Annotated in this window: 25 protein-coding genes and 1 pseudogene; 4 read left to right on the top strand and 22 right to left on the bottom strand. The window is 70.9% G+C overall.

The window, feature by feature from the left end; all coding sequences use genetic code 11:
* Positions 1-33 precede the first annotated feature (33 nt).
* Positions 34-831: a tyrosine-protein phosphatase gene (locus SSP29_RS47490; RefSeq protein ID WP_089107237.1), complete on the top strand. Its 798-nt coding sequence runs from the start codon at positions 34-36 to the stop codon at positions 829-831.
* 3 nt (positions 832-834) lie between these two features.
* Here SSP29_RS47490 and SSP29_RS47495 read toward each other — a convergent pair whose 3' ends face one another.
* From SSP29_RS47495 to SSP29_RS47585, 20 genes are all read right to left on the bottom strand, one after another.
* Positions 835-957: a DUF6126 family protein gene (locus SSP29_RS47495; RefSeq protein WP_089107238.1), complete on the bottom strand. Its 123-nt coding sequence runs from the start codon at positions 955-957 to the stop codon at positions 835-837.
* Positions 954-1,577 (bottom strand): helix-turn-helix domain-containing protein, encoded by a 624-nt coding sequence (locus SSP29_RS47500; RefSeq protein ID WP_089107239.1) that lies wholly within the window; start codon positions 1,575-1,577, stop codon positions 954-956. The genes SSP29_RS47495 and SSP29_RS47500 overlap by 4 nt, the downstream gene beginning before the upstream one ends.
* Before the next feature lie 59 nt (positions 1,578-1,636).
* On the bottom strand, positions 1,637-3,022 hold the full coding sequence (locus SSP29_RS47505; RefSeq protein ID WP_089107240.1) for an aspartate aminotransferase family protein: 1,386 nt from the start codon (positions 3,020-3,022) through the stop codon (positions 1,637-1,639).
* Positions 3,019-5,016: a 1-deoxy-D-xylulose-5-phosphate synthase gene (dxs, locus tag SSP29_RS47510; protein WP_150136335.1), complete on the bottom strand. Its 1,998-nt coding sequence runs from the start codon at positions 5,014-5,016 to the stop codon at positions 3,019-3,021. The genes SSP29_RS47505 and dxs overlap by 4 nt, the downstream gene beginning before the upstream one ends.
* Before the next feature lie 27 nt (positions 5,017-5,043).
* The gene (gene ispG, locus SSP29_RS47515; protein ID WP_089107241.1) at positions 5,044-6,201 is read right to left on the bottom strand and encodes a flavodoxin-dependent (E)-4-hydroxy-3-methylbut-2-enyl-diphosphate synthase; all 1,158 of its coding nucleotides are present in this window, start codon (positions 6,199-6,201) and stop codon (positions 5,044-5,046) included.
* Between the two features lie 4 nt (positions 6,202-6,205).
* A complete protein-coding gene (gene hpnH / locus SSP29_RS47520) occupies positions 6,206-7,228 on the bottom strand; it encodes an adenosyl-hopene transferase HpnH (protein ID WP_089107242.1) in 1,023 nt (340 codons plus the stop codon).
* 5 nt (positions 7,229-7,233) lie between these two features.
* Entirely contained in the window at positions 7,234-7,875 is a 642-nt protein-coding gene (locus tag SSP29_RS47525; RefSeq protein WP_089107243.1) for a phosphorylase family protein, read from the bottom strand.
* Positions 7,875-9,866, bottom strand: a complete 1,992-nt coding sequence (gene shc / locus SSP29_RS47530) for a squalene--hopene cyclase (RefSeq protein WP_089107244.1) — start codon at positions 9,864-9,866, stop codon at positions 7,875-7,877. Before shc ends, SSP29_RS47525 begins: the two co-directional genes overlap by 1 nt.
* 117 nt (positions 9,867-9,983) lie before the next feature.
* Positions 9,984-11,051, bottom strand: coding sequence for a polyprenyl synthetase family protein (locus SSP29_RS47535; protein WP_150136337.1), 1,068 nt, complete (start codon positions 11,049-11,051; stop codon positions 9,984-9,986).
* 59 nt (positions 11,052-11,110) lie between these two features.
* Positions 11,111-12,532 (bottom strand): hydroxysqualene dehydroxylase HpnE, encoded by a 1,422-nt coding sequence (gene hpnE, locus SSP29_RS47540; RefSeq protein ID WP_089107246.1) that lies wholly within the window; start codon positions 12,530-12,532, stop codon positions 11,111-11,113.
* Positions 12,529-12,669 (bottom strand): DUF6380 family protein, encoded by a 141-nt coding sequence (locus SSP29_RS61475; protein WP_368669297.1) that lies wholly within the window; start codon positions 12,667-12,669, stop codon positions 12,529-12,531. The genes hpnE and SSP29_RS61475 overlap by 4 nt, the downstream gene beginning before the upstream one ends.
* Positions 12,669-13,622 carry a presqualene diphosphate synthase HpnD gene (gene hpnD, locus SSP29_RS47545; protein WP_150136338.1) on the bottom strand — a complete coding sequence of 318 codons (954 nt, stop codon included), beginning with the start codon at positions 13,620-13,622 and terminating at the stop codon, positions 12,669-12,671. The genes SSP29_RS61475 and hpnD overlap by 1 nt, the downstream gene beginning before the upstream one ends.
* Positions 13,619-14,521 (bottom strand): squalene synthase HpnC, encoded by a 903-nt coding sequence (hpnC, locus tag SSP29_RS47550; RefSeq protein WP_089107247.1) that lies wholly within the window; start codon positions 14,519-14,521, stop codon positions 13,619-13,621. Before hpnC ends, hpnD begins: the two co-directional genes overlap by 4 nt.
* A gap of 359 nt (positions 14,522-14,880) precedes the next feature.
* Positions 14,881-15,675, bottom strand: a complete 795-nt coding sequence (locus SSP29_RS47555) for an ABC transporter ATP-binding protein (RefSeq protein WP_245883568.1) — start codon at positions 15,673-15,675, stop codon at positions 14,881-14,883.
* On the bottom strand, positions 15,668-16,597 hold the full coding sequence (locus SSP29_RS47560) for an ABC transporter permease (RefSeq protein WP_089107248.1): 930 nt from the start codon (positions 16,595-16,597) through the stop codon (positions 15,668-15,670). The genes SSP29_RS47555 and SSP29_RS47560 overlap by 8 nt, the downstream gene beginning before the upstream one ends.
* A gap of 219 nt (positions 16,598-16,816) precedes the next feature.
* Entirely contained in the window at positions 16,817-17,689 is an 873-nt protein-coding gene (locus SSP29_RS47565) for a glycosyltransferase family 2 protein (RefSeq protein ID WP_089107317.1), read from the bottom strand.
* Between the two features lie 8 nt (positions 17,690-17,697).
* Positions 17,698-18,441: a CDP-alcohol phosphatidyltransferase family protein gene (locus tag SSP29_RS47570; protein WP_089107249.1), complete on the bottom strand. Its 744-nt coding sequence runs from the start codon at positions 18,439-18,441 to the stop codon at positions 17,698-17,700.
* A gap of 13 nt (positions 18,442-18,454) precedes the next feature.
* The gene (locus SSP29_RS47575; RefSeq protein ID WP_089107250.1) at positions 18,455-19,516 is read right to left on the bottom strand and encodes an iron-containing alcohol dehydrogenase family protein; all 1,062 of its coding nucleotides are present in this window, start codon (positions 19,514-19,516) and stop codon (positions 18,455-18,457) included.
* Positions 19,504-20,256 (bottom strand): phosphocholine cytidylyltransferase family protein, encoded by a 753-nt coding sequence (locus SSP29_RS47580; RefSeq protein WP_089107251.1) that lies wholly within the window; start codon positions 20,254-20,256, stop codon positions 19,504-19,506. Before SSP29_RS47580 ends, SSP29_RS47575 begins: the two co-directional genes overlap by 13 nt.
* Positions 20,253-22,028 carry a DUF5941 domain-containing protein gene (locus SSP29_RS47585; protein WP_089107252.1) on the bottom strand — a complete coding sequence of 592 codons (1,776 nt, stop codon included), beginning with the start codon at positions 22,026-22,028 and terminating at the stop codon, positions 20,253-20,255. The genes SSP29_RS47580 and SSP29_RS47585 overlap by 4 nt, the downstream gene beginning before the upstream one ends.
* 425 nt (positions 22,029-22,453) lie before the next feature.
* Here SSP29_RS47585 and SSP29_RS47590 point away from each other — a divergent pair, with 425 nt between their 5' ends.
* Positions 22,454-23,395 (top strand): cation diffusion facilitator family transporter, encoded by a 942-nt coding sequence (locus SSP29_RS47590; RefSeq protein ID WP_089107253.1) that lies wholly within the window; start codon positions 22,454-22,456, stop codon positions 23,393-23,395.
* 203 nt (positions 23,396-23,598) lie between these two features.
* Positions 23,599-24,192: an isopentenyl-diphosphate Delta-isomerase gene (gene idi, locus SSP29_RS47595; protein WP_089107254.1), complete on the top strand. Its 594-nt coding sequence runs from the start codon at positions 23,599-23,601 to the stop codon at positions 24,190-24,192.
* Between the two features lie 6 nt (positions 24,193-24,198).
* On the opposite strand, the gene SSP29_RS47600 is transcribed toward idi, so the two are convergent.
* Positions 24,199-24,693 carry an ATP-binding protein gene (locus SSP29_RS47600; protein ID WP_089107318.1) on the bottom strand — a complete coding sequence of 165 codons (495 nt, stop codon included), beginning with the start codon at positions 24,691-24,693 and terminating at the stop codon, positions 24,199-24,201.
* A gap of 280 nt (positions 24,694-24,973) precedes the next feature.
* Here SSP29_RS47600 and SSP29_RS47605 point away from each other — a divergent pair, with 280 nt between their 5' ends.
* On the top strand, positions 24,974-25,729 hold the full coding sequence (locus SSP29_RS47605; protein WP_089107255.1) for an enoyl-CoA hydratase/isomerase family protein: 756 nt from the start codon (positions 24,974-24,976) through the stop codon (positions 25,727-25,729).
* Positions 25,730-25,832: 103 nt separating this feature from the next.
* Here SSP29_RS47605 and SSP29_RS60710 read toward each other — a convergent pair.
* Positions 25,833-25,995 (bottom strand): annotated as a pseudogene (locus SSP29_RS60710) (GlxA family transcriptional regulator); the annotation flags it as partial.
* Positions 25,996-26,013: the final 18 nt, after the last annotated feature.

Consider the following 26,013-nt stretch of genomic DNA (forward strand, 5'->3'; position numbering starts at 1 on the left):
AGCGCCGACGGGGCCGACCGGGAGGAGCCCCCCGTGACGCAGCAGGTCCCGTCCACCGAGCCCGAGCTGGCCGGGGTGCGCAACTTCCGTGACGTGGGCGGCCTGCCGACCGTGGACGGGCGGCGGGTGCGGCCGGGCGTGCTGTTCCGCAGCGGGCATCTGGCGCACGCGACGGAGCAGGACGCGGAGTTCCTCGCCTCGCTCGGCCTGCACACGATCTTCGACTTCCGCAACGCGGCCGACCAGAAGCTGGAGGGCCCGGACGTCGAGCTGCCCGGCACGCGGAACGTGAACCTGCCGCTGACCGACCCGGCGCACGGCGCCGAGTTCTGGAAGATGGTCCGCGAGGGTGACATCGAGCAGCTGCACGGGCTCCTGGGGGACGGCAAGGCCGCGGCCCGGATGGTCAGCTCCTACCGCACGATCGTCAAGGAGCGCACCGACGAGCACTCCCGTGTGCTGCACTCGATCGCCGAGGACAGCGTCCCGGCGCTGATGCACTGCGCGGCCGGCAAGGACCGGGCGGGTATCTCCATAGCCGTGACGCTGCTCGCGGTGGGCGTGGAGCGGGACGCGATCCTCGCCGACTACCTGGAGTCCAACGCCAAGCACCGCCGCTACAAGGTGCGGCGCAGCGGCGGCGGGGACAGCGCGTACAGCCCCGAGGTGATGGACCTGCTGAGCCCGCTCTTCGACGCCCGCGCGGAGTACCTGACGGCGGCCTTCGAGAGCATCGAGGAGACGTGGGGCGACGTCGACACCTACCTGGAGCAGGGGCTGAAGGTGGCCCCGCAGACCCGGGAGCGGCTGCGCGAGCGCCTGCTCGACTGAGGCTCAGCTCTTCGCGCCGAGGGAGAACAGCAGGAAGAGGAACGCGGCCAGGACGTGCCCGAGGGCGATGTAGATGATCAGCCGGACCCACAGGGCCCGGGGGAACTTCTCCTCCATGTCGGTCATGGCATCTCTCCGGTGATCGGGCCCAGGCACAGCGCGGCCGTGGGACTCTGCAGCAGGGTGTGGACGAACAGGAGCTCGACACCGTCCTGGTCCTCGGCGGCCAGCCGGTGCGGGGTCAGCGAGTCGAAGTGCGCGCTGTCGCGGGGCGCGAGCACATGCGTGGCGTCACCGAGGCGCAGCCTCAGCCGGCCGCGCAGGACGTACAGCCACTCCTCGCCGGGATGCACCCGCACGATGTCGCCCTGGGAGCCGTACGGCACCCGGACGCGCAGCGCCTGCATCCCCCGGCCGGACGCCCCGGCCTGCCAGTACGTCCAGCCGCCGGCGTGGGTCGGCTCCATGTCGCCGGCGCGCACGATCGCGTCCCGGTCGGCGACGGTCTCGCCCAGCAGCTCCGAGACCGTCGTACCGTAGACACGCGCGAGCGCGAGCAGCATCGGCAGCGAGGGCTGCCGCTGCCCGGTCTCCAGCCGGGAGAGGTGGGCGGGTGACAGCCCCGCGTCCCGGGCCGCGGCCTCCAGGGTGAGACCGGCGCGGCGCCGCAGGGAGCGCAGCTGCGGGGCGACGGCCGGCAGGTCACCCACCGGCCCGCCCGTATGCTCTTTCTCGGAGGAGCTCATGCCTCCATTCAGCCGCAGCTTTGTCTCTGCGGCAATTTTCTTGCCTCAGAGACAAAAAGCTAGCGGTTGGCCACCGCCTGTTTGATCAGCGTCTTGCCGAAGTCCCACATCAGGCCGCCGCCGCTGTGGGCGTCGTCCATGACGTCCGTGAAGGCGTCCACGAAGCGGTCCACGTCCGTCTCGTCGACGATCAGCGGCGGGATGAGCTTGATCACCTCCAGGTGGTCGCCGGAGACCTGGGTGAGGATCCGGTGCCGTTGCAGCAGCGGTACGACGACCATCTGGGCGAACAGGCCCTTGCGGGCGGCCTGGAGCATGGTCCAGCGGCTGCGCAGCTTCAGCGAGCCGGGCCGGCCGAACTCGATGCCGATCATCAGGCCCCGGCCGCGCACGTCGGCGAGCAGCTCGTACTTGTCGGTCAGCGCGGCGAGCCGGGACCTGAGCTGCTCCCCCACTGCCCGGGAGTTGGCGACGATCTGGTCGTTCTCCATGACCGACAGGACGGCGAGCCCGGCCGCCATGGCCTGCGCGTTGGCGCCGAAGCTCGCCGAGTGGACCAGGACGCGGTCCATGGACGAGTAGACCTTCTTGAAGATCCAGTCCTTGCCGAGGGTGGCGCCGACCGGGACGTACCCGCCGGACAGCGCCTTCGCCACGCACACCAGGTCCGGTTCCACACCCTCCTCGTGCTGGTAGGCGTAGAAGTCGCCGGTGCGGCCGAGGCCGGTCTGCACCTCGTCGGCGATCAGCAGCGCCTTGTGCTTGTGCAGCAGCTCCTGGGCGGCGCGCAGGTAGCCGGGCGGGGCCTCGTGCACGCCCTTGCCCTGGATCGGCTCGACGATCAGGGCGGCGACATCGCCCTTCTTCAGTTCACGGGCGAGCGCGTCGAGGTCGCCGAGGGGGACGGCGGTGTCGGGGAGCAGCGGGGCGAAGCCGTCCCGGAAGCCGTCCTCGCCGTTGACCGACAGCGAGCCGGTGGTCAGGCCGTGGAAGGCGTGGTCGCAGTAGAGGACACGGGGTCTGCCGGTGGCGAAGCGGGCGAACTTCAGGGCTGTCTCCACCGACTCCGTGCCGCTGTTGCCGAAGAACACCCGGTCCAGGTGCGGGCTGTGCGCGAGGAGCCGCTCGGCGAGCAGTCCGGGCAGCGGCTGGCAGTCGAAGCGGGTGAGGTCGGCGAGCTGGGCGTCCAGGACGTCGTGCAGGGCCTTGCGGACGACGGGGTGGTGGCGGCCCAGGCCCATCACCCCGAACCCGGCGAGCATGTCCAGGTAGTCGTTGCCGTCCGCGTCCCAGAAGTGGGCGCCCTCTGCCCGCTCGTACACCTTGTCGAAGCCGATGGTGTGCAGCATGCGCGGCAGCTGATGGTTCAGGTACTTCCCGTGCAGCTCGTACCGCTCACCGCCACGCTCGGCCAGCAGCACACCGAGGTCGAACTCCTCAGTCATTCCTTCTCCTTGTAAGCGCCCTCACGGTCAGCGCCCCGTAGGGGCGCGGGGAACTGCGCGACCAGCCCAGACACCGCCGCACCCGCCACACGACCCCCTGCGGCACCCCCGTAGGCACTGTCGGCCCCCCGCCCCGCAAGACCGGACCCGATCCGCCCCGCGATCTCCACCGGCGTCAGCCCGATGTCGGCCAGCACCTCCCCCCGCTTCGCATGCGCCAGAAACTGCTCCGGAATCCCGAACCGCCGCACCGGCACGTCCACTTCGGCGTCGCCCAGCGCCAGCGCCACCGCCGCGCCGACCCCGGCCGCCCGGCTGTTGTCCTCGACGACGGCCACCAGTTCGTGCTGTGCCGCCAGACCCGGCAGCGCGGGATCCACGGGCTTGACCCACCGCGGGTCCACGACCGTGCAGCCGATGCCCCGGGCGGCCAGCAGCTCGGCCGCCTGGAGGCAGACCGGAGCCATCACGCCGACCGCGACCAGCAGCACCCGGGCGTCCTCCGCGCGGTGCAGGACGTCGATCCCGCCGACCCGATCGACCGCCGGGATCTCGGGCCCCACCGACTCCTTCGGGAAGCGGACCAACGTCGGCGCGTCGTCCACCGCGACCGCCTCGCGCAGCTGGAGCCGCAGCTGTTCGGCGTCGCGCGGGGCGGCGATCCTGAGGCCGGGTACGACCTGGAGGATTGACATGTCCCACATGCCGTTGTGCGACGCGCCGTCGACTCCCGTCACGCCCGCCCGGTCCAGGACGAACGTCACCCCGCAGCGGTGCAGCGCCACGTCCATCAGCAGCTGGTCGAAGGCACGGTTCAGGAACGTGGCGTAGACGGCGACGACCGGGTGCAGTCCCCCGGTCGCGAGGCCGGCCGCCGAGACCGCCGCGTGCTGCTCGGCGATGCCCACGTCCCACACGCGGTCGGGGAAGCGTTCGGCGAACTTGCCGAGGCCGACCGGGTGCAGCATGGCCGCGGTGATCGCCACGACGTCGTCCCGTTCCTCGCCGATCCGGACGATCTCGTCGCCGAACACCGAGGTCCAGGAGGGGCCGTTGGACGGCGCGAGCGGCTCGCAGGTGAGCGGGTCCATCACGCCGACGGTGTGGAAGTGGTCCTCCTCGTGGGCGAGGGCGGGTTCATAGCCGCGGCCCTTCTCCGTGAGGCAGTGCACCAGTACCGGCCCGTGGAAACGTTTCGCGCGCCGCAGCGCCGACTCGACGGCCTTGATGTCGTGGCCGTCGATCGGGCCGACGTACTTGAGGCCCAGGTCCTCGAACATGCCCTGCGGGGCGAAGGCGTCCTTGAAGCCCTTCTTCGCGCCGTGCAGGGACTCGTAGATGGTGTTGCCGACCACCGGGGTACGCAGGAGGACGTCCTTGCCCCAGGCCAGCACCTTCTCGTAGCCGTCGGTGGTGCGCAGGGTGGCGAGGTGGTTGGCGAGTCCGCCGATGGTGGGGGCGTACGACCGCTCGTTGTCGTTGACGACGATGATCAGCGGCCGGTCCTTGGCGGCCGCGATGTTGTTGAGCGCCTCCCAGGCCATCCCGCCGGTCAGCGCGCCGTCGCCGATGACCGCGACGACATGGCCCTTCTCCCCCTGCACCTGGCGGGCCTTGGCGAGGCCGTCGGCCCAGCCGAGTGCGGTGGAGGCGTGGCTGTTCTCGATGACGTCGTGCTCGGACTCCTCGCGCGAGGGGTATCCGGACAGGCCGCCCTTGCCGCGCAGCTTGGAGAAGTCCTGACGGCCGGTCAGCAACTTGTGGACGTAACTCTGGTGGCCGGTGTCCCAGAGGATGCGGTCGGCCGGGGACTCGAAGACCCGGTGCAGTGCGACGGTCAGCTCCACGACGCCCAGGTTGGGCCCGAGGTGGCCGCCGGTCCTGGCGACCGCGTGCACCAGGAACTCGCGTATTTCTTCGGACAGTTCACCGAGTTCCGCCTCGGACAGCGCCTTCAGGTCGCGTGGTCCCCGGATCTTCTCCAGAATCGTCACGCTCGGCCCCCTCTCGGTCCGTGCTGTTCAGCTCACCGTGACGGCGGGTGCTCCGGACCCGGCGCCGTCCTGCTCCATCTGTTCGGCGATCTTCATCGCTTCCTCGATGAGGGTCTCCACGATCTTCGACTCGGGGACGGTCTTGACGACCTCGCCCTTGACGAAGATCTGCCCCTTGCCGTTGCCGGAGGCGACCCCCAGATCGGCCTCCCGTGCCTCGCCGGGGCCGTTGACCACGCATCCCATGACGGCGACGCGCAAGGGCACTTCCATGCCCTCCAGTCCTGCCGTCACCTCGTCCGCCAGCTTGTAGACGTCGACCTGGGCGCGCCCGCAGGACGGGCAGGAGACGATCTCCAGGCGCCGCTGCCGCAGGTTCAGCGACTCCAGGATCTGGATGCCGACCTTGACCTCCTCGGCGGGCGGGGCGGACAGCGAGACGCGGATCGTGTCACCGATGCCCTGCGAGAGCAACGCCCCGAAGGCGACCGCGGACTTGACGGTGCCCTGGAACGCCGGGCCCGCCTCCGTGACCCCGAGGTGCAGCGGGTAGTCGCACTGGGCGGCGAGCTGCCGGTACGCCTCGATCATCACGACCGGGTCGTTGTGCTTGACGGAGATCTTGATGTCCCGGAAGTCGTGCTCCTCGAAGAGCGAGGCCTCCCAGAGAGCGCTCTCCACGAGCGCCTCGGGGGTCGCCTTGCCGTACTTCTCCAGGAGCCGCCGGTCGAGTGAGCCGGCGTTGACCCCGATCCGGATCGGCGTGCCGTGGTCCTTGGCGGCCCGCGCGATCTCCCGCACCTTGTCGTCGAACTGCTTGATGTTGCCGGGGTTCACGCGGACCGCCGCGCAGCCGGCCTCGATCGCCGCGAACACGTACTTCGGCTGGAAGTGGATGTCGGCGATCACCGGGATCTGGGACTTCTTCGCGATCGTCGCCAGGGCGTCCGCGTCGTCCTGCGTGGGGCAGGCGACGCGGACGATCTGGCAGCCGGACGCGGTGAGTTCGGCGATCTGCTGGAGGGTGGCGCCGATGTCCGAGGTGCGGGTCGTGGTCATCGACTGCACCGACACCGGGGCACCGCCGCCGACCGCCACCGGCCCGACCTGGATCTGCCGGGACACGCGGCGCTCGGCGACGGGCCGGGCCGGGACCTCGGGGAGGCCCAGGGAAATGGCGGTCATGCGGTCACTCCCGGTTCCCGGAGACCGTCTCGCGCATCGCGCGCAGCGACTCCTTGAGCGACCCCATGGTGGCGAGGACGGCGGTGGGCTCGTAGCCGCAGTGCGCCATGCAGTTGGCGCAGCGCGGGTCCTTGCCGCGGCCGTACTTGTCCCAGTCGGTCTCCTCGATGAGTTCGCGGTACGTCGGCACGTACCCGTCGCTCATCAGGTAGCAGGGGCGCTGCCAGCCGAAGAGCGAGTAGTTCGGGATCGCCCAGGCCGTGCACGGGAAGTCGACCTTGCCCTCCAGGAAGTCCAGGAAGAGCGGGGAGTGGTTGAGCCGCCACTTCTTGCGGTTGCCGCCCGCGAAGGCCTTCTTGAAGAGCTCGCGGGTCTGCTCCACGCCGAGGAAGTGCTCCTGGTCGGGTGCCTTCTCGTAGGCGTAGGCGGGCGAGATCATCATCTCGTCGACCTTGAGGTCGTCGTTGAGGAAGTTGAGCACCTCGATGATGGTCTGCGGAGTGTCCGTGTTGAAGAAGGTCGAGTTGGTGGTCACCCGGAAGCCGCGCCGCTTGGCCTCCTTGATGGCCTCCACGGCCTCGTCGAACACGCCTTCCTTCGCCACGGACTCGTCGTGCCGCTCGCGCAGCCCGTCGATGTGCACCGCGAAGGCGAAGTAGGGCGAGGGCGTGAACTTGTCCATCTTCTTGCGCAGCAGCATCGCGTTGGTGCACAGGAAGACGTACTTCCGCTTCGCCACCAACTGCCGCACGATCTCGTCGATCTGAGGGTGCATCAGGGGCTCGCCGCCCGCGATGGATACCATCGGGGCACCGGACTCCAGCACCGCCCCGACCGCCTGCGCGACCGGCATGCGCTGCTTCAACACCCCCGCCGGATGCTGGATCTTGCCGCAGCCCTCACACTTCAGGTTGCAGGCGAAGAGCGGTTCCAGCTCCACGATCAGCGGGAACTTGTCCCGCTTGCGGAGCTTCTGTTCGGCCAAGTAAGTAGCGACCTTGATCGACTGACGCAGCGGCATGGCCATCTGGCTCACCTCCGGGGGAGCAGCAAAGAACGGTGCCATTCGAAGAAAGCTGGAAGAACGGATCGAAGAACGCGGAAAGCAGATATTCCACCGCGCACCGTGCCGATCCGGACGAGTTCATGTTCAGGAGCGTCCACGACCACCCTTACGGCCGCAACAGGGCGCTCGCCCGCGCGTACGGCGCTCAGGAGCGTGGCCGCCGATTCCATGTCGACCGCGATTGCGCCGGTCGCGAGCAGATCTGATCGCTCGTGACCGCGGACGACGTGATCGGAGCCGGTGACGGGTCCGGTGTGGACAGTGCGGCCGGGCAGGGTCCGCACGAGCTCCTTCACGAGGAGCTCGGTGCCGACGCACGGGACACTGCCGCGGGGGTCCCGGGTCTCCTCGGCGACGACCAGGTCGCCGGGGTGCATCCCGGGGGCGAGCCCCGCGCAGAAGCCCGTCGCCAGCACCGCGGCACCGGCGAGTGCGGGATCGGCCAGGACCCGGGTGACGGACCGTTCCGCCGCCTTGGGACCCATGCCGGTGCGCAGCACGGTGACGGGGCCGCCCGCGCCCCCGCGTTCACCGGCGCGCAGGGCGAGGTGCTCGATGCCGAGTGCGCAGGCGATCAGCAGCGGGGCCGGCGCGGGCGTGGGGTTCATCAGTCCCCCTCGGCCTCGGGGGTGGGCTCGCCGTGCACGTAGCGGCCGAGCGCGGTGAGCGGGAAGACCTGCCGGTAGAGGTGGTAGTTGATGGAGAAGTCCCAGGGGAAGCCGGTGCCGGTGAAGTACGGCTCGTCCCAGGAGCCGTCCTCGCGCTGGGTCTCGGCGAGCCACCGGATGCCCCGCTCGACGGCCTTGGCGTCCTTCTCCCCCGCCGCGAGCAGCGCCATCAGCGCCCACGCGGTCTGGGAGGCGGTGGAGGCGCCGCGCCCGCTCCAGCCGTCGGCGTACTTGTAGGAGCGCAGGTCCTCGCCCCACCCTCCGTCCTCGTTCTGGACCTGCTCCAGCCAGGTCACCGCCCGCCGGATCGCCGGGTGCGAGGCGGGCAGCCCGGCCGCGGTGAGCGCGGGCACCACGGAGCCGGTGCCGTAGACGTAGTTGACGCCCCAGCGCCCGAACCAGGCGCCGTTCGGCTCCTGTTCGGCGAGCAGCCACTCGATGCCGCGCCGGGTGCGCGGGTCGTGGGACATGCCCTCGAAGGCGAGCATCTCCACGACGTGCGCGGTGACGTCGGCCGACGGCGGGTCGATGACCTCGCCGAAGTCGCAGAACGGCAGCCGGTTGGGGAACGGGCTGGTGTTGTCGACGTCGAAGGCGCCCCAGGCGCCGTTCTTCGACTGCATGCCGAGGTTCCAGCGCACCCCGCGCCCGATGGCCTTCTCCATCCGCTCGGGGTCGTGGTGCCTGACCCGGCGCAGGGCGAGGACCACCTCGGCGGTGTCGTCGATGTCGGGGTAGTTGTCGTTGTGGAACTCGAACGCCCAGCCGCCCGGGGGCAGTTGGGGCCGCTTGACCGCCCAGTCGCCAGGGCGGACGATCTGCTCGCCGAGCATCCAGTCGGCGGCCTTGACCAGCTGCGGGTGGTCGGCCGGCAGGCCCGCGTCGGCGAGCGCGATCGTCGCCAGACAGGTGTCCCACACCGGGGACTGGCAGGCCTCGATCATCCGGGCACCGTCCTCGCGCCACACGGCGTAACGATCCAGCGATTCCAACCCCGCGCGCATCACGGGGTGTTCGAGGTCGTAGCCGAGCAGGTACAGGGCGATCACCGAGTACACGGCCGGGGGCTGGATGCCGCCCCAGGCGCCGTCGTTCTCCTGGCGCTCGACGATCCAGCGGGCGGCGGACTTCAGGGCCGAGCCGCGCAGCCGGCCCAGCGCGATCCTGCGGTACCCGCGGACAACCTTGTCGAGTCGCTGGAAGACGCCCTCCCAGCTCGCCACCGGTGCCAGCGGCTGGGGCGGGTTCGGGTCGGCCGGGTCGGTGTGGAGCTCGTCCAGCGGGAAGGGGGCGGGGCGCACCGGGCGCTTGGCCGAGACCACGGTGAGCGGCACGATGGTCTGCCGGGCCCACTGGCCGAAGTTGTAGATGCTGAGCGGGAACCACTTGGGGAAGTACAGGAGTTCCGGCGGGAGTTCGGGCAGGTCCTCCCATTTCCACCAGCCGAACAGGGCCAGCCAGATCCGGGTGAAGACCCGGGCGGCGGCGATGCCGCCACGCTCGCGGATCCAGGCCGACGCCTTCGCCATGTGGGGTGCGTCCGGCGCGTCCCCGGCCAGCCGCAGGGCGACGTACGCCTCGATGGTGGTGGAGAGTTCGCCGGGACCGCCGTAGAAGGTGGCCCAGGTGCCGTCCTCGCGCTGCTCGCCGCGGATGAAGAGCGCCGCGGCGGCGGTCGTGGACTCGTCGCGGATGCCCAGGAACTGACGGAGCAGCAGGTCCTCGGCGTCCATGGTGACGTTGGTCTCCAGGTCGCCCTTCCACCAGCCCTGCGCGTCCTGCTGGGCGAGCAGATGGTCGGTGGCGCGCCGGACAGCGCGTGCGGCGGCTTCTTGTACCCCGGTCGCCACGGGGGTGGTGATCTTGGTGCTGGCCGAGTCGGCCCGGGGCGGCAGGGTGGCCCCGGTGCTTCCGTCGGTCGTCGCTGTCATGGCTTCCCCTTCGTGCAGTCGTGCGAAATCGTTCTGCTGTGGGTCCGCCGTCGGCCGGTGCTGGCTGCGCGCTCGCACCGGCCGGCGACTACGCGAGGGCTATTCGACCGATAATGATCATCTCTTTCGTACGACGACGAAGTCCGCGAGCGCCGTGAACTGTGCCCGTACCCGGTCGGGCATGTCGATGGCGTGCAGGGCCTCGATGGCGATGGTGTGCTGGCGACGCGCCTCTTGGGCGGTCCACTCGCGGCCGCCGGCCTCCTCGATGAGGGCGGCGCGGGCGGCGAACTCCTCCTCGGAGAAGTTCTCGAAGTCGCTGCTCTTGGCGTCGGCGGCGAGGATCTCGCCGAGCCGCTCGGAGGCGGGCCCGCCCGCGGCGAGCGCGGCGACGACCGGGAGGGACTTCTTGCGCTGGCGCAGGTCGCTCCAGGTCTGCTTGCCGGTGGCGTCCGGGTCGCCCCAGATGCCGAGCAGGTCGTCGACGGCCTGGAAGGCGAGGCCGAGGTGGTAGCCGTACTTCTCCAGGGTGTCGGCGGTGCGGTCGTCGGCGCCGCCGAGCACCGCGCCGATGGAGCTGGAGGCGGCGAGCAGGGCGCCGGTCTTGTTGCCCTCCATCTCCAGGCACTCCTCGACGCTGACCCGGTCGCGGTGCTCGTAGGAGATGTCCTGGGCCTGGCCGTCGATCAGGGCGCGGGTGGCGGTGGTGAGCCGACGGGTGGCACGGCCGGCCTCGACGGTGCCGAGTTCGAGGAGGACCTCGTTGGCGAGGGCGAACAGTGCGTCGCCGACCAGGATGGCCTGGGCGGGGCCGTGCACCTTCCAGACGGTGTCGCGGTGCCGGCGCTGTTCGTCGCCGTCCATCAGGTCGTCGTGCAGCAGGGAGAAGTTGTGGACGAGTTCGACGGCGACGGCACCGGGGATGCCGACCTCGGGGGCGGCGCCGGTGACCTCGGCGGAGAGCACGGCGAGCGCGGGCCGTACGGCCTTGCCGCCGTCGCCGTCGGCGGGGTTGCCCTCGGCGTCGATCCAGCCGAAGTGGTAGGCGGCCACGGTGTCCATGGGGGAGGCCAGGCGGTCGACGGCCGCCCGCAGTACCGGTGTGGCAAGGGTCCGGCCGCGCTCCAGGAGCGCGGTCACGTCCACCGCGTCGGCAGCCGTCTCGGCCGGGGGCACAGTGGGCACAGTTTCTCCTCTTGTTGCGGTACCGGGGGTGCGGGGACCTGCCGCCTGCTGATCGAGCGTCACGCCGCCTCCTCGAACTCGAAGAGGTGACGGGGGCGGGGCCGGCCCAGAGTGCTCAACGCGGCATCGGCCGCGCTGACACCGCTGCGGACCGCACTCTCCATGGTCGCGGGCCACCCGGTGGCGGTCCACGCTCCGGCCAGGTAGAGGCCGGGTGCCTTGGTGCGGGCGCCGGGCCGCAGCCGCCCGACGCCGGGGGCGGGGGCGAATGTCGCGGTGCGCTCCCTGGTCACGAAGAAGTCCTGCACCCCGGCGCCGCGTGCACCGGGCAACAACCGTTCCAGCTCGGGCAGATAGCGCTCGCGCAGGTCGGCCACGGGGGTGTCGATCTCGTCCTGGGCCGCCGACTGCGACAGCGCCAGGTACTGGCCCTCGCGCAGCCCGGAGGCGTGGGTGCGGTCGAACACCCACTGGACCGGGGTGCCGAGGGCCGCGAAGAACGGCTTGGTGAGCACCGTGCGGTCGTAGACCACATGGACGTTGAGGATCGGTGCGGTGCCGATCTCCAGAAGATTCCCGGGGGCGTCGAGGGCGCCGGCGGGCAGCAGGTCGTACGCCTCGCGCGGGGCGACGGCGAGCACGACGGCGTCGGCGGTGAGTGTCTCGCCGGGAACCTGAACGCTCCAGGTTCCGTTCTCGTTAGTGGAGACGGAGGTGACGCGTGTACGGACCTCGGTACGCACGCCCGCGGAGTCGAGCGCCTTGCGGGCCAGCCGGTCGTGCAGTTCGCCCAGCGGCACATGGGCCCAGCCGATGTCGGCCGCGCCCGGGTCGGACAGCAGACCGGTCTTGAACACCATCGCGGCGAGCCCCAGCGAGGCGTCGCCCGCGACCGCGTTGAGGGTGGCGACCCCGACCAGGTCCCACAGGGCCTCGACGGCACGCGCCGACTGGCCGTGGGCGGCCAGCCAGCTGCCGAAGTCCTGTGCGTCCAGGCTCGGATCGGCGAGGTCGAGCCCCTTGAGCGCGAGCGCGGCACGCCCGACCCTGGCCCGCTCGGCGAGCGAGAGGTGCGGATAGGCGGCCAGGCTGCGTCCCAGATGCAGGGGCACCGGCAGCGGGTCGCGACGGAGCCTGCCCAGGCGCCGCCCCTCCGGCTTGGCGAGGTCGAGCACGGGCACGTCGAGGCGGTCCTGCAGCGGTGCCAGCGCCGTGCCCTCGATGCGGTCGAGGAACCAGCGGTAGGCGGTGCAGCAACGCAGGTACACGTGCTGGCCGTTGTCCACGGTCAGGTCGCCGCGCTGGAAGGAGAAGGCGAGCCCGCCGAGCCGCGGCCTGCCTTCGAGCAACGTCACGCGCACCCCCGCGTCGGCGAGCGCGAGCGCGGCCGTGATGCCCGCGAGCCCGCCGCCGATCACGACGGCGGTGCGCCCGGACGGGATGTCGTCGTGCGTCCGTTCGGATCGCGTGCCGTCGGTCATCGTGCCGCCTCTCCTGGCCGCCCGCGGTGCCGGTGGAACGGGGCAGGGCGGGCCGTCGCAGTCAGGGACGCCATGCCGCGCCGGAGGGTTGCCTGCCGTTTTCCTCCGGTGGAGTCACCTTGGCCCACTTTGTCCATCAGGCGCGCCTCCTGACGGTCAGACGGGAGGTGTGGCGCCGGGTGTCGAGCCCGGACAGGCCGCGCACGGCGACGTACGCCTTCTCGCGTCCGGGCAGCGAGACCCGGCCGCGCAGCACCGCCTCCGGTTCGCGCTCGATGCGGTCGAGCAGGCGGCGGTAGATGCCGGCCATGGCGGCGACACAGGCGCCGCTGCGCCGGTCGAGCATGGGCAGCAGCCGGTAGCCCTCGGCGAAAAGGGCACGGGCGCGCCGTACTTCGAAGTGCACGAGGCCCGCGAAGTCGGAGCCCTCCGGCGGGGTCGGCCCGTGGAACCCGGCCGAGCAGCCGAACTTGGCGAGGTCGTCGGCGGGCAGATAGGTACGGCCGTTGCCGGCGTCCTCGCGGATGTCCCTGAGGATGTTGGTGAGCTGGAGCGCGAGACCGAGCGTGTCGGCGTACTCCGGCGCGCGCTCGGCGCCGCGCGCCCCGGGTTCCGTACCGAACACGCCGAGCGAGAGCCGGCCGATGGCGCCGGCCACGCAGCGGCAGTAGACCTTGAGGTCGTCCCAGGTCTCGTAGTGCTCGCCGCGTACGTCCATCAGCACGCCGTCGATCAGCTCGTCCAGGCCGCCGAGCGGGATCGGGAAGGCCTGGGCGGCATGCGCGAGGGCGACCGCGACCGGGTCGGTGTCGTCCTCGGCGACCCCGCCCTCCTGGACCCGGGCGAGCAGCGCCCGGGTGTCCTCCAGGCGGGCCGCCTTCACGTCGCCGGCCAGCTCGCCGTCGCCGATGTCGTCGACGCGCCGGGAGAAGGCGTAGAGCGCCGACATGGCACGCCGCTTGGGCGCCGGGAGCAGCCTGATGCCGTAGGCGAAGTTCCGTGCCTGCTGTCCGGTCACGGTCTCGCAGTAGCTGTAGGCGGCGAGTACCGGTGCGGACACATGTGTGGGAGAGTCCACGGTCCGGATCACCCCTCTCCTCGCAGAGTCACGCCCACCTCACGCAGCAACCGGCCCTTGCCGGGCTTGGGCGGGCCTGGAAGTACGTCGTATTCGGCGGCGGCGATCGCGTGGACCGCCGCCCTTCCCCCCGCCACGAACCCCGCGAGCAGCAGCTTCAACCTGCCGTGGACGCTACCCACAAGGGGGGCGCCTTCATTCAGGAGATCGCGGGCGCGTTGTGCTTCGTATGCAACCAGTGCACGCACCGATGCGCCTGCGGTTTTCCTGGCGAGATCCGCCTCCTGGACGTGAAAGCGCTTCATGTCCTCGGCGGGCAGATAGATCCGGTCGCGGCCGAGGTCCTCGGCCACGTCCTGGAGGTGTTCGACGATCTGGAGTGCGGTGCAGATCGAGTCGGAGAGCCGGGTCCGCTCAGAGGACGAGGTGCCGGTGACGGCGAGGACCAGGCGGCCGACGGGGTTGGCGGACAGCTCGCAGTAGGCGAGGAGGTCGTCGTAGGTCTCGTACCGCTTGACGAGCTGATCCTGACGGTTGGCGGCGATCAGTCCGAGGAACGGCTCGGGGGTCAGTTCGCAGCGGCGGACCGTGGGCTGAAGGCGGCGCAGCAGGGGATGGTGCGGGGTGGCGTCGAAGACGCGGCGCAGGTCGGCCTCGAAGGCGTCGAGCAGGACCAGGCGGTCCTCGGCGTCCTCCGGCGACACCCCCAGCAGCCGTGCGTCGCCGCCGCCGGGGGCCAGGTCGCCGTCGCCGATGTCGTCGACGAGGCGGGCGAAGCCGTACACCGCCATCAGGTCGTCGCGCCAGGCTTTCGGCAGGAAGAAGGGGGCCACGGGGAAGTTCTCGTCCGCGGCCTTGTCCAGGGTGCCGCGCTCCGGGTCCCCGGTGCGCACCGGGCCGGCTGCCGTCACCGTTCGCTGCCCGGGGCGGGGACGGCGCGGCCTGCGTTGAGCTGGGGAGTTTCCGTAGCCATTGCCGTCACATCTCCCGTTCTACACTGCCGACCCAATACGCACTATTTCGGACACGCCGCCCAGCAGTCCGCGGGGCGGCCCGGCGGAGGGTGTCGCGCATTATCGCCCCACTTGCCGCTTTCCGGGACCGGTACAGCTTACGTTGTACAACGCATCGAGGTTCGTCGGGGTGTCCCCCAGATCACAACAACACACCGATTGCCGTCAAGATTCCTAAGGCGAGCCGGAGTTGACGTTTCCTTTGCAGACGCCGGGCCCCACCGGAAAGGTTCCGGCGGGGCCCGGGGCGTGGCGGGCTACTTGCCCGTGAACTTCTCGTACTCCTGGAGCACCTCTTCGGTCGGGCCGTCCATGCGCAGCTCACCGCGCTCCAGCCACAGGACGCGGTCGCAGGTGTCGCGGATCGACTTGTTGTTGTGACTGACCAGAAACACCGTGCCGGCGTGCTCGCGCAGTTCGCGGATCCGGTCCTCGGAGCGCTTGCGGAAGGCCGCGTCACCGGTGGCCAGCGCCTCGTCGATCATGAGGACGTCGTGGTCCTTGGCGGCGGCGATGGAGAAGCGGAGCCGGGCCGCCATGCCGGAGGAGTAGGTCCGCATGGGCAGGGTGATGAAGTCGCCCTTGTCGTTGATGCCGGAGAACTCGACGATCTCCTGGTAACGGGCCCTGATGTCCTCGCGGGACATGCCCATGGCCAGGCCGCCCAGGATGACGTTGCGCTCACCCGTGAGGTCGTTCATCAGGGCCGCGTTGACGCCGAGCAGCGAGGGCTGGCCGTTGGTGTACACCCGGCCCTTCTCGGCGGGCAGCAGGCCGGCGATGGCGCGCAGCAGGGTGGACTTGCCGGAGCCGTTGGAGCCGATCAGGCCGATGGCCTCGCCGCGGTAGGCCACGAAGGAGACCCCGCGGACCGCGTGCACCTTGCGCACGCCCCGGTCGTCGCCGCGCTTGAAGATGCGGCTGAGGGCGGCCGTCGCGCTGCCCTTGCCGCTCTTGGCGCCGTTGACCCGGTAGACGATGTGCACGTCCTCCGCGATCACGGTGGGGATCCGCTCCCCCTGGCTCTGCTCCACGTCGTTCAGGTCAGCCACGGCCGTACCGCTCCTCCGCCTTCCAGAAGTACACGAAACCGCCGGCGAACACGACCACGGCCCAGGACAGGGCGACGGCCCAGACGTGCGGCGGCAGGTTCGAGGCGCCATAGCCGTCGATGAGGGCGAAGCGCATCAGGTCCATGAAGACGGTGGCGGGGTTCACCTGGAGGAGCGTGCGCGCCCACTCCGGCCGGCCCTCCATCATCTTGGTGATCGAGAACATCACACCGGACATGTACATCCAGGTGCGCAGCATGAACGGCAGCAGCTGGGCGAGGTCCGGGGTCTTGGCTCCCATCCGGGCCACGATCAGGGCCAGTCCCGTGTTGAAGAGGAACAGCAGGAACAGGATCGGGACGACCAGCACCCACGAAAGACCCGGGCGGCTGCCGAACCCGACCACCACGGCGACCATGACGATCATCGAGAACAGCAGCTGCTGGAGCTGCTGGAGCGCGAAGGAGATCGGCAGCGAGGCGCGCGGGAAGTGCAGCGCGCGCACCAGACCGAGGTTGCCGGAGATCGCCCGCACGCCCGTCATGATCGAGCTCTGCGTGAACGTGAAGGTGAACACGCCGGTGACCAGGAACGGAATGTAGATGTCCTGCGACATGCCACGGCTGGCGTGCAGGATGACGCCGAAGATGAAGTAGTACACGGCCGCGTTCAGCAGCGGCGTGGCCACCTGCCAGAGCTGGCCGAGCTTGGCCTGGCTGTACTGGGCGGTGAGCTTCGCCTGCGAGAAGGCCAGGATGAAGTGGCGCCGTCCCCAGAGCTGGCGTACGTACTCGACGAGCGAGGGGCGTGCGCCGCTCACCGCGAGCCCGTACCTGGCGGCGAGCTGCGCCGCCGTGAGGCCTTCGTCGGGCGACGGCACCGCGCTCACCGCGATCCCGCCGTCATGCGTTGTCTCACTCAAGGGTGGAAGCCTTCGTCTCCGGATCCGTCCGCGGATGCGCCTTCGGATTCGCCTTCGGATGCATCGTGGATGCGTCTTACGTTCGTCTTACGGAATTGTGCTATCGGACGCGACACGTCTCCGCCATCGGACACGTTCCCGCGGGCTTCCGCGCGCCGTGCGCGGCCGTTCCCGGGCGTGTCCGCACGCCGTACGCGCGGACACGCACCTTCGAGCTTGTCAGATCACCGGGGGACGGCCCAGTCGCGTGAGCTTCCACACGGTGCGCCAGCGCATCGGGCGGCGGGGTCCGCACGGGGTGGTCCAGCCCTCCCGGAAGCCGGCGAACCAGGCGTGCAGGGCCGGGCGGGAGGGGCGGCGCACCAGGGTCAGCAGCATCCACACCCCGAGGTAGACCGGGACCAGGAGGGCGGGCAGGTTGCGGCGGGCCAGCCAGACCCGGTTGCGGGCGACCATCCGGTGGTAGACCGCGTGCCGGGAGGGAGCGGTGGTGGGGTGGTTGAGGACCATGTCGGAGCGGTAGTCGATCATCCAGCCGGCGTCCAGGGCCCGCCAGGCCAGGTCGGTCTCCTCGTGGGCGTAGAAGAACTCGTCCGGCAGGCCGCCGACCTCGGCGAGGACCTGGGTGCGGACGGCGTTGGCGCCGCCGAGGAAGGTGGTGACCCGGGAGGAGCGCATCGGGTCGGAGGCCCGCAGCCGCGGCACGTGCCGGCGCTGGGTCTGCCCGGTGTCCGGGTCGGCGATGCGGAAGCTGATGATGCCGAGCCGCTGGTCGTCGGCGAAGGCCCGGCGGCACAGTTCGGCGGTGTCGTGCTCGGCGAGCAGTCCGTCGTCGTCGAGGAAGAGCAATATGTCGACATCGCGGCCGCTCGGGCCGAAGGCCTCTATGCCGACGTTGCGCCCGCCGGGGATCCCGAGGTTCTCGGGCAGCTCCAGGGTGCGGACGCCGTCCGGCACCTCCGGGACGGGCGAGCCGTTGCCGACGACGACCACCTCGACCCGCTCGCCGTCCTGCTTGGCGACCGAGTCGAGGAGGGCGCGCAGTTCGTCCGGGCGGTTGCCCATGGTGATGACGACCGCGCCGACCTTCAGCCCGGCGCTCACCGCAGCCTGCTCGACGCGAGGACCGAGACCAGGTGCAGCAGGGTCTGGAGCAGCGCGATGCCGGCCAGCACGGCGGTGCCGAGGCGGGTGAAGAAGAGGTCGCCGCGGACGTGGTCGACGATCGCGAGGACCAGGATCAGCAGGGACGCCTCGATGCCGAGGATCAGCCGGTGGAACCGGAGCAGGGCGGCGGCCCGGCGGGCCAGCGCCATCCCGGAGGAGCGCATCTCGGCGGCGGCCTCCTTGACCACCGGCAGCCCGGCCTGGTGGCGGGCGACGCCGACCAGGTCGGTCTCGGCCTTGATCAGGATCGCGCCGAGCGCGGCCAGGGTGCCGAGGAAGGCCCACAGCCAGTCGATACGGCCGCTGCCGAACAGGTCGGCGGCGCGCAGGCCGAGCCCGACAAGAACGGCCGCGTCAGTCAGATACGCACCCACCCGGTCGAGGTAGACCCCGCCCAGCGAGTACTGCTGCTTCCAGCGGGCGACCTCGCCGTCGACGCAGTCGAGCAGCAGGTACATCTGGACGCAGACCACGCCGAGCACGGCGCCCGTGATCCCCGGCACCAGCAGGGCCGGGGCCGCGAGCACGCCGAAGACGGTCATCAGGTACGTGAGCTGGTTGGGCGTGACCCTGGTGTTCACCAGGTAGCGGTCCACCCGCAGGGACACCTCACGCATGTAGAGGCGCCCCATCCAGTGCTCACCGCTGCGCCGGTCCTTGACCCCTGCGGGGTGCACGACCGGACGGAGTTCAGCTACCGATGGCCTTGACATAGTCGACGTAGAAGTCCTTGATCTGGTGGGTCTTGAGGTCGAGGTGTTCGAGGATGGTGTAGCGGCCGGGCCGGGTCTCCGGAGCGAACTCCACGACCCGGACGAACTCGTCCACGGTGAAGCCGATCTCCTCCGGCAGCACCGGCAGTCCGTGCCGGCGCAGCACATCGGCCATGTACACGGACTGCTCGTGGGCTCCGCGCAGGTACATCGCGAAAGCCGCGCCGAGCCCGCACTGCTCGCCATGGCTGGCGGCACGCCTCGGGAACAGCAGGTCGAAGGCGTGGTTGATCTCGTGGCAGGCGCCGGAGGACGGACGGGAGTCGCCCGACACCGACATGGCGATACCGCTGAGCACCAGCGCCTCGGCGAGGACCTGGAGGAAGTCGTTCTCGCCGATGCCGCCGGGGTGGCGCAGCACCGCCTCGCCGGCCTGCCGGGCCATGGCGGCCGCCAGACCGTCGATCTTCTCGCCGTTCACGCGGTGGGACAGCTCCCAGTCCGCGATCGCGGAGATGTTGGAGACGGCGTCGCCGATGCCCGAGCGCACGAAGCGCGCCGGGGCCTCCCGGATGACGTCGAGGTCGATGACGACCGCGATCGGGTTCGGCACACCGTAGGAGCCGCGGCCCGCGTCGTTGTCGAGGGTGGCGACCGGCGAGCACAGGCCGTCGTGCGCGAGGTTCGTCGGCACGGCGACCAGCGGCAGGCCGACCCGGGCGGCGGCGAACTTGGCGCAGTCGATGATCTTGCCGCCGCCGAGGCCGACGACCGCGTCGTAGTGGCCGGCCTTGATGTCGCCGGCCAGCCGGATCGCGTCGTCGAGGGTGCCGCCGCCGACCTCGTACCAGGTGGCGCCGGGCAGGCTCGGCGAGACGCGCTCGCGCAGCTTCGAGCCGGAGCCGCCGCTGACGGCGACGGCGAGCCGCCCCGAGTGCGAGATGCGTTCGTCGGCGAGCACGCCCGCCAGGTCGTCGAGGGCACCCGGGCGGATGTCCACGACGACCGGCGAGGGGATCAGCCGGGTCAGTACTGGCACGCGATCTCCCGTCCCCTGGCGAGATCGTCGTGGTTGTCGATCTCGACCCACCGGACGTCGCCGATGGGCGCCACGTCGATCCGGAAACCGCGGTTGACCAGCTCCTGGTAGCCGTGCTCGTAGAACTGCTGCGGGTCGGTCTCCCAGACCGCCTTCAGCGCGTCGGCCAGCTCGGGGGCCGCGTCGCCCTCGATGAGCGTGACGCCGATGTACTCGCCGGTGGCCTCGGCGGGGTCCATCAGCTTGGTGATCTTCGTCATGCCCTTGTCGGCGTCGACGACGACCTTCATCTCCTCGTCCGCGAGGGACTTCACGGTGTCCAGGGCGAGGATGATCCGCTTGCCGTCGCCGCGGGAGGCGAGCAGCGTCCGCTCGACGGAGACCGGGTGCACGGTGTCGCCGTTGGCGAGGATCACGCCGTCCTTGAGGGCGTCACGGCCGCACCACAGGGAGTAGGCGTTGTTCCACTCCTCGGCCTTGTCGTTGTCGATGAGGGTGAGCTTGAGGCCGTACTTGGCCTCCAGGGCCGCCTTGCGCTCGTAGACGGCCTCCTTGCGGTAGCCGACGATGATCGCGACCTCGGTCAGGCCGATCTCGGCGAAGTTGCCGAGGGTCAGGTCGAGCACCGTGATCGAGTCCTCTATCCCGGCGGGCCCCACCGGCACCAGCGCCTTGGGCAGGCTGTCGGTGTAGGGGCGCAGACGCCGTCCGGCGCCGGCCGCCAGCACGAGGCCGATCATGCGGGTTCTCCTTCATCGTGTACGGCGGGTGCCCCTGCGGACACCCAGAAGCGGATGCTCTCGACGAGCACCAGCCCGGCCACGGCCACGGCCAGGACCGTGAGCGCGACCTTGAACTGTGCGGCGGTGAGCGCCGCGGCCAGAACGGTGACCAGCAGCGTTCGCCCTTCCTGCCCCCCGATGGCGCGGACCAGCCAGGCCGGCGGCGCCCCGGCGTCGCCGCGGATGCGGTACACCGTGTCGTAGTGATGGTAGGCGACGGCGGCCACCAGGCCGAAAGCTGCAGGAAGGGCTCCGTTCACCCCGGATTTGCTTGCGAGGACCAGGACGGTGCCGTACTCGGCGGCCCGGAAGAGGGGCGGGACCAGCCAGTCGAGGGCGCCCTTGAGAGGGCCGGCCAGGGCCCGGCCGGAGGCGACGGCGTAGACGAAGGCGCCCACGACCGGCGCCCAGGTCACCCCGGAGAGAAGGGAGGCAGTGAGAACCGCCACTCCGGCGAGCGCCAGCACGAGCGGGGGGCCGAGCGGGGTACGCCCGCCGGTGCGGGACACGAATCCCGCGAGGGGGCCGTTGTCCGCGAGGTCCGCCAGCGCCTGCGCCGCCCGGTCGGTGCGCTTCGCCTTCCGGGTCAGCGACCGCAGGACCCGCCCTGCCGTGGTGTACGTGGCCGCGAAGGCGCAGCCGATCAGCAGTACAGAGAAGGTGATGCGGGGGGTCGTGGCCGCCGTGAGGACGGCTATCAGTGCCCATCGTTCGCCGATGGGCAGGACTATCATCCGGCGCACCCAGACCGTCCAGCCGACGCTGTCGAGGCGTCCGGAGAGGGCGGCGGTGGGGCTGGTGTTGGCGGTGGCGTCGTGGTTGGCCTCATTGAAGGAGAAGTCGACCACGTGCCGGCAGGTCTGGAGGATCATCGCGCCCAGTGCCAGCGCCCATACATCGTCGTGGCCGCCGCCGCGGGCGGCGCCCAGGGCGAGGCCCGCGTAGTAGGCGTACTCCTTGGCCCGGTCGAAGGTGGCGTCCAGCCAGGCGCCGAGCGTGGAGTACTGCAGGGAGTAGCGGGCGAGCTGGCCGTCGGTGCAGTCCAGGACGAAGGACGCGATCAGCAGGACGCCCGCGGCGACGAACCCGGCCCGGGTGCCGGTGGCCGCGCAGCTCGCCGCGATCAGGGCGGTGACCAGCGAGGCGGTGGTGACCTGGTTGGGGGTCAGTCCGCGCCTGGCGCACCAGCGGGCGAGGTACCGGGAGTACGGGCTGATGAAGAAGGTGGTGAAGAAGCCGTCGCGGGACTTCACGGCCGACTTCAGGCGTACGGCCTCGTCGTCGACGGCGGCGACGGCCTGCCGCGCCTCGTTGCGGGCCTGCGGGTCGGCGGGGACGGCGGCGACCAGGCTGCCGAGCTCGGGGTGGTGGACGTCCGCGTCCAGGGCGGAGACGAGACCGTCGACGGCGAGGGCGGTACCGCCGCCCGCGGAGGCTTCCCCGGCCAGCGCGCGGCTCAGGGCCTGACGGCCGGCCGGCTGGGCGGTGACGGCGCCGGGGATCGCGGCGAGCGGGAAGCGGGGGTCGGTGAGACCGAGCCGCAGGGCGTGCACATGACCGACGAAGCGGGCGTCGACGACGGCGACGCGCCGGTCGGCGGGGACGGCGGTGAGCAGGGCCTCGGTCTCGGCGGTGTCCGACGCCGTCCACACCTCGAAGCCGAGCGCCCGCAGATCGCTCTCCAGTGACGATCCGGGGACCGGCGGACCGGTGACGATGGCGGTCGACAACCGAACTCACTCCCTGGGTGCCGGCCTATGGGCGCCGGTCTGCTGCGTGGTCGAGCGGGGTGTGCCCGGTGGCCCCCGGGCGGCATTCGGCAGAGGTTAGCGGATGGTGAGGACTGCTTGTTCACCGGCCGTTCACGGCACGGTCGACCCACTCTGTCCCGGCCTTTGCCGAGATCATCATCCGTGATCCGGGCCCCGGCCCACAAACCGCGTTCACGGAACGGACATTGAGGACACCCGCCCGCGGGGCCGCGAGCGTCCACCCGCACGGCCCGACCCCTCACGGAAGGTAACTGAGGCTGCCCTGACCTGGGATTCGTTTCCGCAGGTCAGGGCACATGACAACGGTGTTCAGTGCCGCGTTGCCGGATACCCCCCACCCGTAGTTCACTGTGATCCCGGGCGGAACACAGGAGGCGTATCTCATGGGGGCAGGGCACGACCACGGCCACGGGCACACCCACGCGCCGGCCACCGGCACGGCCGCGGCGGCTTACCGCGGACGGCTTCGGGTGGCGCTCGCCATCACCCTCGGGGTGATGGTGGTCGAGATCGCCGGCGGTCTGGTGGCCGACTCGCTCGCGCTGATCGCGGACGCGGCCCACATGGCGACCGACGCGCTGGGCCTCGGCATGGCCCTGCTGGCGATCCACTTCGCCAACCGCCCGCCGAGCACCAACCGCACCTTCGGCCTCGCCCGCGCCGAGATCCTCGCCGCCCTGGCGAACTGTCTGCTGCTGCTCGTGGTCGGCGGATATGTGCTGTACGAGGCGATCCAGCGGTTCGTCACGCCCGCGGACACCCACGGCGGCCAGATGATCGTGTTCGGTCTGATCGGCCTGGTCGCCAACATGATCTCGCTCACGCTGCTGGTGCGCGGCCAGCAGGAGAGCCTGAACGTGCGCGGGGCCTTCCTGGAGGTGGCGGCCGACGCGCTGGGCTCGCTGGCGGTGCTGATCTCGGCGGTGGTGATCCTGACCACCGGCTGGCAGACGGCCGACCCGATCGCCTCGCTGGTCATCGGCCTCATGATCGTGCCGAGGACACTGAAACTGCTGCGCGAGACCCTGGACGTCCTGCTGGAGGCGGCACCGCGGGACGTCGACATGGCGGAGGTACGGACGCACATCCTGGCGCTTGACGGCGTGGAGGACGTCCACGATCTGCACGCCTGGACGATCACCTCGGGGATGCCGGTGCTCTCGGCGCACGTGGTGGTCCGCTCGGACGTGCTGAGCGCCATCGGCCACGAGAAGATGCTGCACGAGCTGCAGGGCTGCCTGGGCCACCACTTCGACGTGGAGCACTGCACCTTCCAGCTGGAGCCGGGCGGGCACGCGGAGCACGAGGCCCGGCTCTGCCACTGACCCCGTCACGGTCAGATACCGGAACGCAGCGCTCCGCACTCCCCCGGCGTCCTTGTGTTCGAGACCCCCGGACGGTTCCCTCCGGCACCCGTAGGGCACGATCAACTACCGGGTCCCTCTTCCGGCGTGCCCGTGCCGGGAAGTGCCGGGAGTGTCGGATTCGTACGGCAGACTTGGTGCGAAGACCGAGGCGAAGGATGGGTATGCCGATCACACCTGCCACCGCGACGCACAGCACGTCGGAAGGGACCGCAGACGCGATTTTCCTTGAACTCGTCGACGAGAAGGGTGTGACCATCGGCACCGCGGAGAAGCTGGCCGCGCACCAGCCGCCCGGGCAGCTGCACCGGGCGTTCTCCGTCTTCCTCTTCGACGAGCACGGCAGGCTGCTGCTCCAGCAGCGGGCACTGGGCAAGTACCACTCCCCCGGCGTGTGGTCCAACACCTGCTGCGGCCACCCCTACCCCGGTGAGGCCCCCTTCGCGGCGGCCGCCCGGCGGACCTTCGAGGAGCTGGGGGTCTCCCCGTCGCTGCTCGCCGAGGCGGGCACGGTCCGCTACAACCACCCGGACCCGGCCTCCGGCCTGGTCGAGCAGGAGTTCAACCACCTGTTCGTCGGCATGGTCCAGGCGCCGCTCGCGCCGGACCCGGAGGAGGTCGAGGCGACCGTCTTCGTGACGGCCGCCGAGCTGGCCGAACGGCACGCCGAGGACCCCTTCTCGTCCTGGTTCATGACCGTGCTGGACGCGGCCCGCCCCTCGGTCAGGGAGCTGACGGGCCCGTCCGCCGGCTGGTGAACCTCCTCAGGGCAGCGTCGCGGGTTTGAGCGGCAGGGCGGCCCAGATCACCTTGCCGCCGCTCGACGTGTGCTCCACGTCCACGACTCCGCCCGCCTCCCGGGCCACCTCGCGCACCAGCAGCAGCCCCCGGCCGCCGAGCCGGCCGTGGTCGGCCTCCAGGGCGGTCGGGCGGTAGGGGTGGTTGTCCTCCACCGACACCCGCACCCACTCGGCGCCGACGGCGACCTCGACGGCGAGCATCGGCGACAGCAGCGCCGCGTGCTTGACCGCGTTGGTGACCAGCTCGGAGACGATCAGCAACAGCCCGTACACCAGGTCCTCCGAGACCGGGACGCCCTGGCGCTGGAGCAGGTCCCGTACGGCGCGCCGCGCCTGCGGGACCGAGGCGTCCACGGCGGCGGCGGTGAACCGCCAGACTCCTTCGTACGGCAGCGGATCCGGCGGCGCAGCGCCGCCTCCCTCTGGACGCGGGTCGTGCCCACGCCCGTGGTTCTCCATCGTCCGGTCGCCACCCTCGCGCTCGATTGTCACCACACGTCGAGTGTTGGTAACGACCCGCTCCGCTCCGGATGACTGAACACAAGTCAGCAACTATCGAACGGATCTGACCGTTGGCGTATGACAAGGTCAGTTGTGGAGCGACTCTTGCCCTCCTCAGTGCCGACTTCGCGAACTATTCGGGTTGTACGGGTATGAGAACTTTCCGACGGGACGCGGTGCGGCTCCCCGGACACCACCGGAATTCCGCTCCACCCGGGCGCGGATACCATCCCGCACTATGGAGCCCCGCCTCGACCACCAGGTCAGAAACGCCGTTGCCACGGTAGTCATCGGCAATGCGGCCAAACGCAACGCGATGACCGCGGACATGTGGCGCGCCCTCCCGCCCCTCCTCGACGCCCTCGCGGCCGACCCCGCCGTGCGGGCCCTCGTCCTCACCGGCGAGGGCGGCACCTTCTGCGCCGGCGCCGACATCTCCGGCCTCCGGGGCTCCTCCGCCGAGGCACAGACCCTCGCCGTCGCGGCCGAGGAGGCGCTCGCCGCGTTCCCCAAGCCGACCCTCGCCGCGGTGCGCGGCCACTGCGTCGGCGGCGGCTCGCAGCTCGCCGCCGCCTGCGATCTGCGGTTCGCCGAGGAGGGCGCGCTGTTCGGGGTGACACCGGCCAAGCTCGGCATCGTCTACCCGGCCGCCTCCACCCGGCGCCTGGTGTCCCTCGTCGGCCCGGCCACCACCAAGTACCTCCTCTTCTCCGGCGAGCTGATCGACGCGGCGCGGGCGCTGCGCACCGGGCTGGTCGACGAGGTACTGCCGGAGGGCGAACTGGACAAGCGGGTGGCCGAGTTCACCCGGACTCTGGCGGCCCGCTCGCAGCTGACGCAGGCCGCCGCGAAGGAGTTCGCGAACGGCCGTACGGACCGGGACGCGCACTGGGCGGAGCAGGCACGCGGCAGCGGCGACACCGCCGAGGGCGTCGCCGCGTTCCTGGAGCGCCGTCAGCCGCGGTTCACGTGGGCTGTTCCCGGCCGACGATGAACCGGCTCGCCGAGCGGAGCAGCTCCACGACCTCGGCGGGCGCCTTCTCCGGGGAGCCGCGTCGTAGGGCGACTGCGGGTCCGTACTCGATCCCGAGCTGTACGGCCTGGGCGACGGCGTACGGGAGCGCCGTCCAGGGAGGCGGTACGGATGCGGTAGCTGCCCGGGGTATGGGTCTCGGCTCCCGCGAAGACCTCCACCGGGCCGGTGACGTCGAGGCTCTGGACACCGTCGAAGAGGACGACGAGAACGGTTCGCTGCGCCATGTCATCGATTGTTGGCCG

The sequence above is a fragment of the Streptomyces hyaluromycini genome, from assembly GCF_002217755.1.
GTDB lineage: Bacteria > Actinomycetota > Actinomycetes > Streptomycetales > Streptomycetaceae > Streptomyces > Streptomyces hyaluromycini.

What these genes read in the sequence shown, in the direction of transcription:
- SSP29_RS47505 (WP_089107240.1), bottom strand. Translation starts at nt 3,022, where the DNA reads ATGACTGAGGAGTTCGACCTCGGTGTGCTGCTGGCCGAGCGTGGCGGT.
- idi (WP_089107254.1), top strand. Translation starts at nt 23,599, where the DNA reads ATGCCGATCACACCTGCCACCGCGACGCACAGCACGTCGGAAGGGACC.
- ispG (WP_089107241.1), bottom strand. Translation starts at nt 6,201, where the DNA reads ATGACCGCCATTTCCCTGGGCCTCCCCGAGGTCCCGGCCCGGCCCGTC.
- hpnE (WP_089107246.1), bottom strand. Translation starts at nt 12,532, where the DNA reads ATGACCGACGGCACGCGATCCGAACGGACGCACGACGACATCCCGTCC.
- SSP29_RS47525 (WP_089107243.1), bottom strand. Translation starts at nt 7,875, where the DNA reads ATGAACCCCACGCCCGCGCCGGCCCCGCTGCTGATCGCCTGCGCACTC.
- SSP29_RS47580 (WP_089107251.1), bottom strand. Translation starts at nt 20,256, where the DNA reads ATGATCGGCCTCGTGCTGGCGGCCGGCGCCGGACGGCGTCTGCGCCCC.
- shc (WP_089107244.1), bottom strand. Translation starts at nt 9,866, where the DNA reads ATGACAGCGACGACCGACGGAAGCACCGGGGCCACCCTGCCGCCCCGG.
- SSP29_RS47605 (WP_089107255.1), top strand. Translation starts at nt 24,974, where the DNA reads ATGGAGCCCCGCCTCGACCACCAGGTCAGAAACGCCGTTGCCACGGTA.
- hpnH (WP_089107242.1), bottom strand. Translation starts at nt 7,228, where the DNA reads ATGGCCATGCCGCTGCGTCAGTCGATCAAGGTCGCTACTTACTTGGCC.
- SSP29_RS47590 (WP_089107253.1), top strand. Translation starts at nt 22,454, where the DNA reads ATGGGGGCAGGGCACGACCACGGCCACGGGCACACCCACGCGCCGGCC.
- SSP29_RS47495 (WP_089107238.1), bottom strand. Translation starts at nt 957, where the DNA reads ATGACCGACATGGAGGAGAAGTTCCCCCGGGCCCTGTGGGTCCGGCTG.
- SSP29_RS47500 (WP_089107239.1), bottom strand. Translation starts at nt 1,577, where the DNA reads ATGAGCTCCTCCGAGAAAGAGCATACGGGCGGGCCGGTGGGTGACCTG.
- SSP29_RS61475 (WP_368669297.1), bottom strand. Translation starts at nt 12,669, where the DNA reads ATGGACAAAGTGGGCCAAGGTGACTCCACCGGAGGAAAACGGCAGGCA.
- SSP29_RS47600 (WP_089107318.1), bottom strand. Translation starts at nt 24,693, where the DNA reads ATGGAGAACCACGGGCGTGGGCACGACCCGCGTCCAGAGGGAGGCGGC.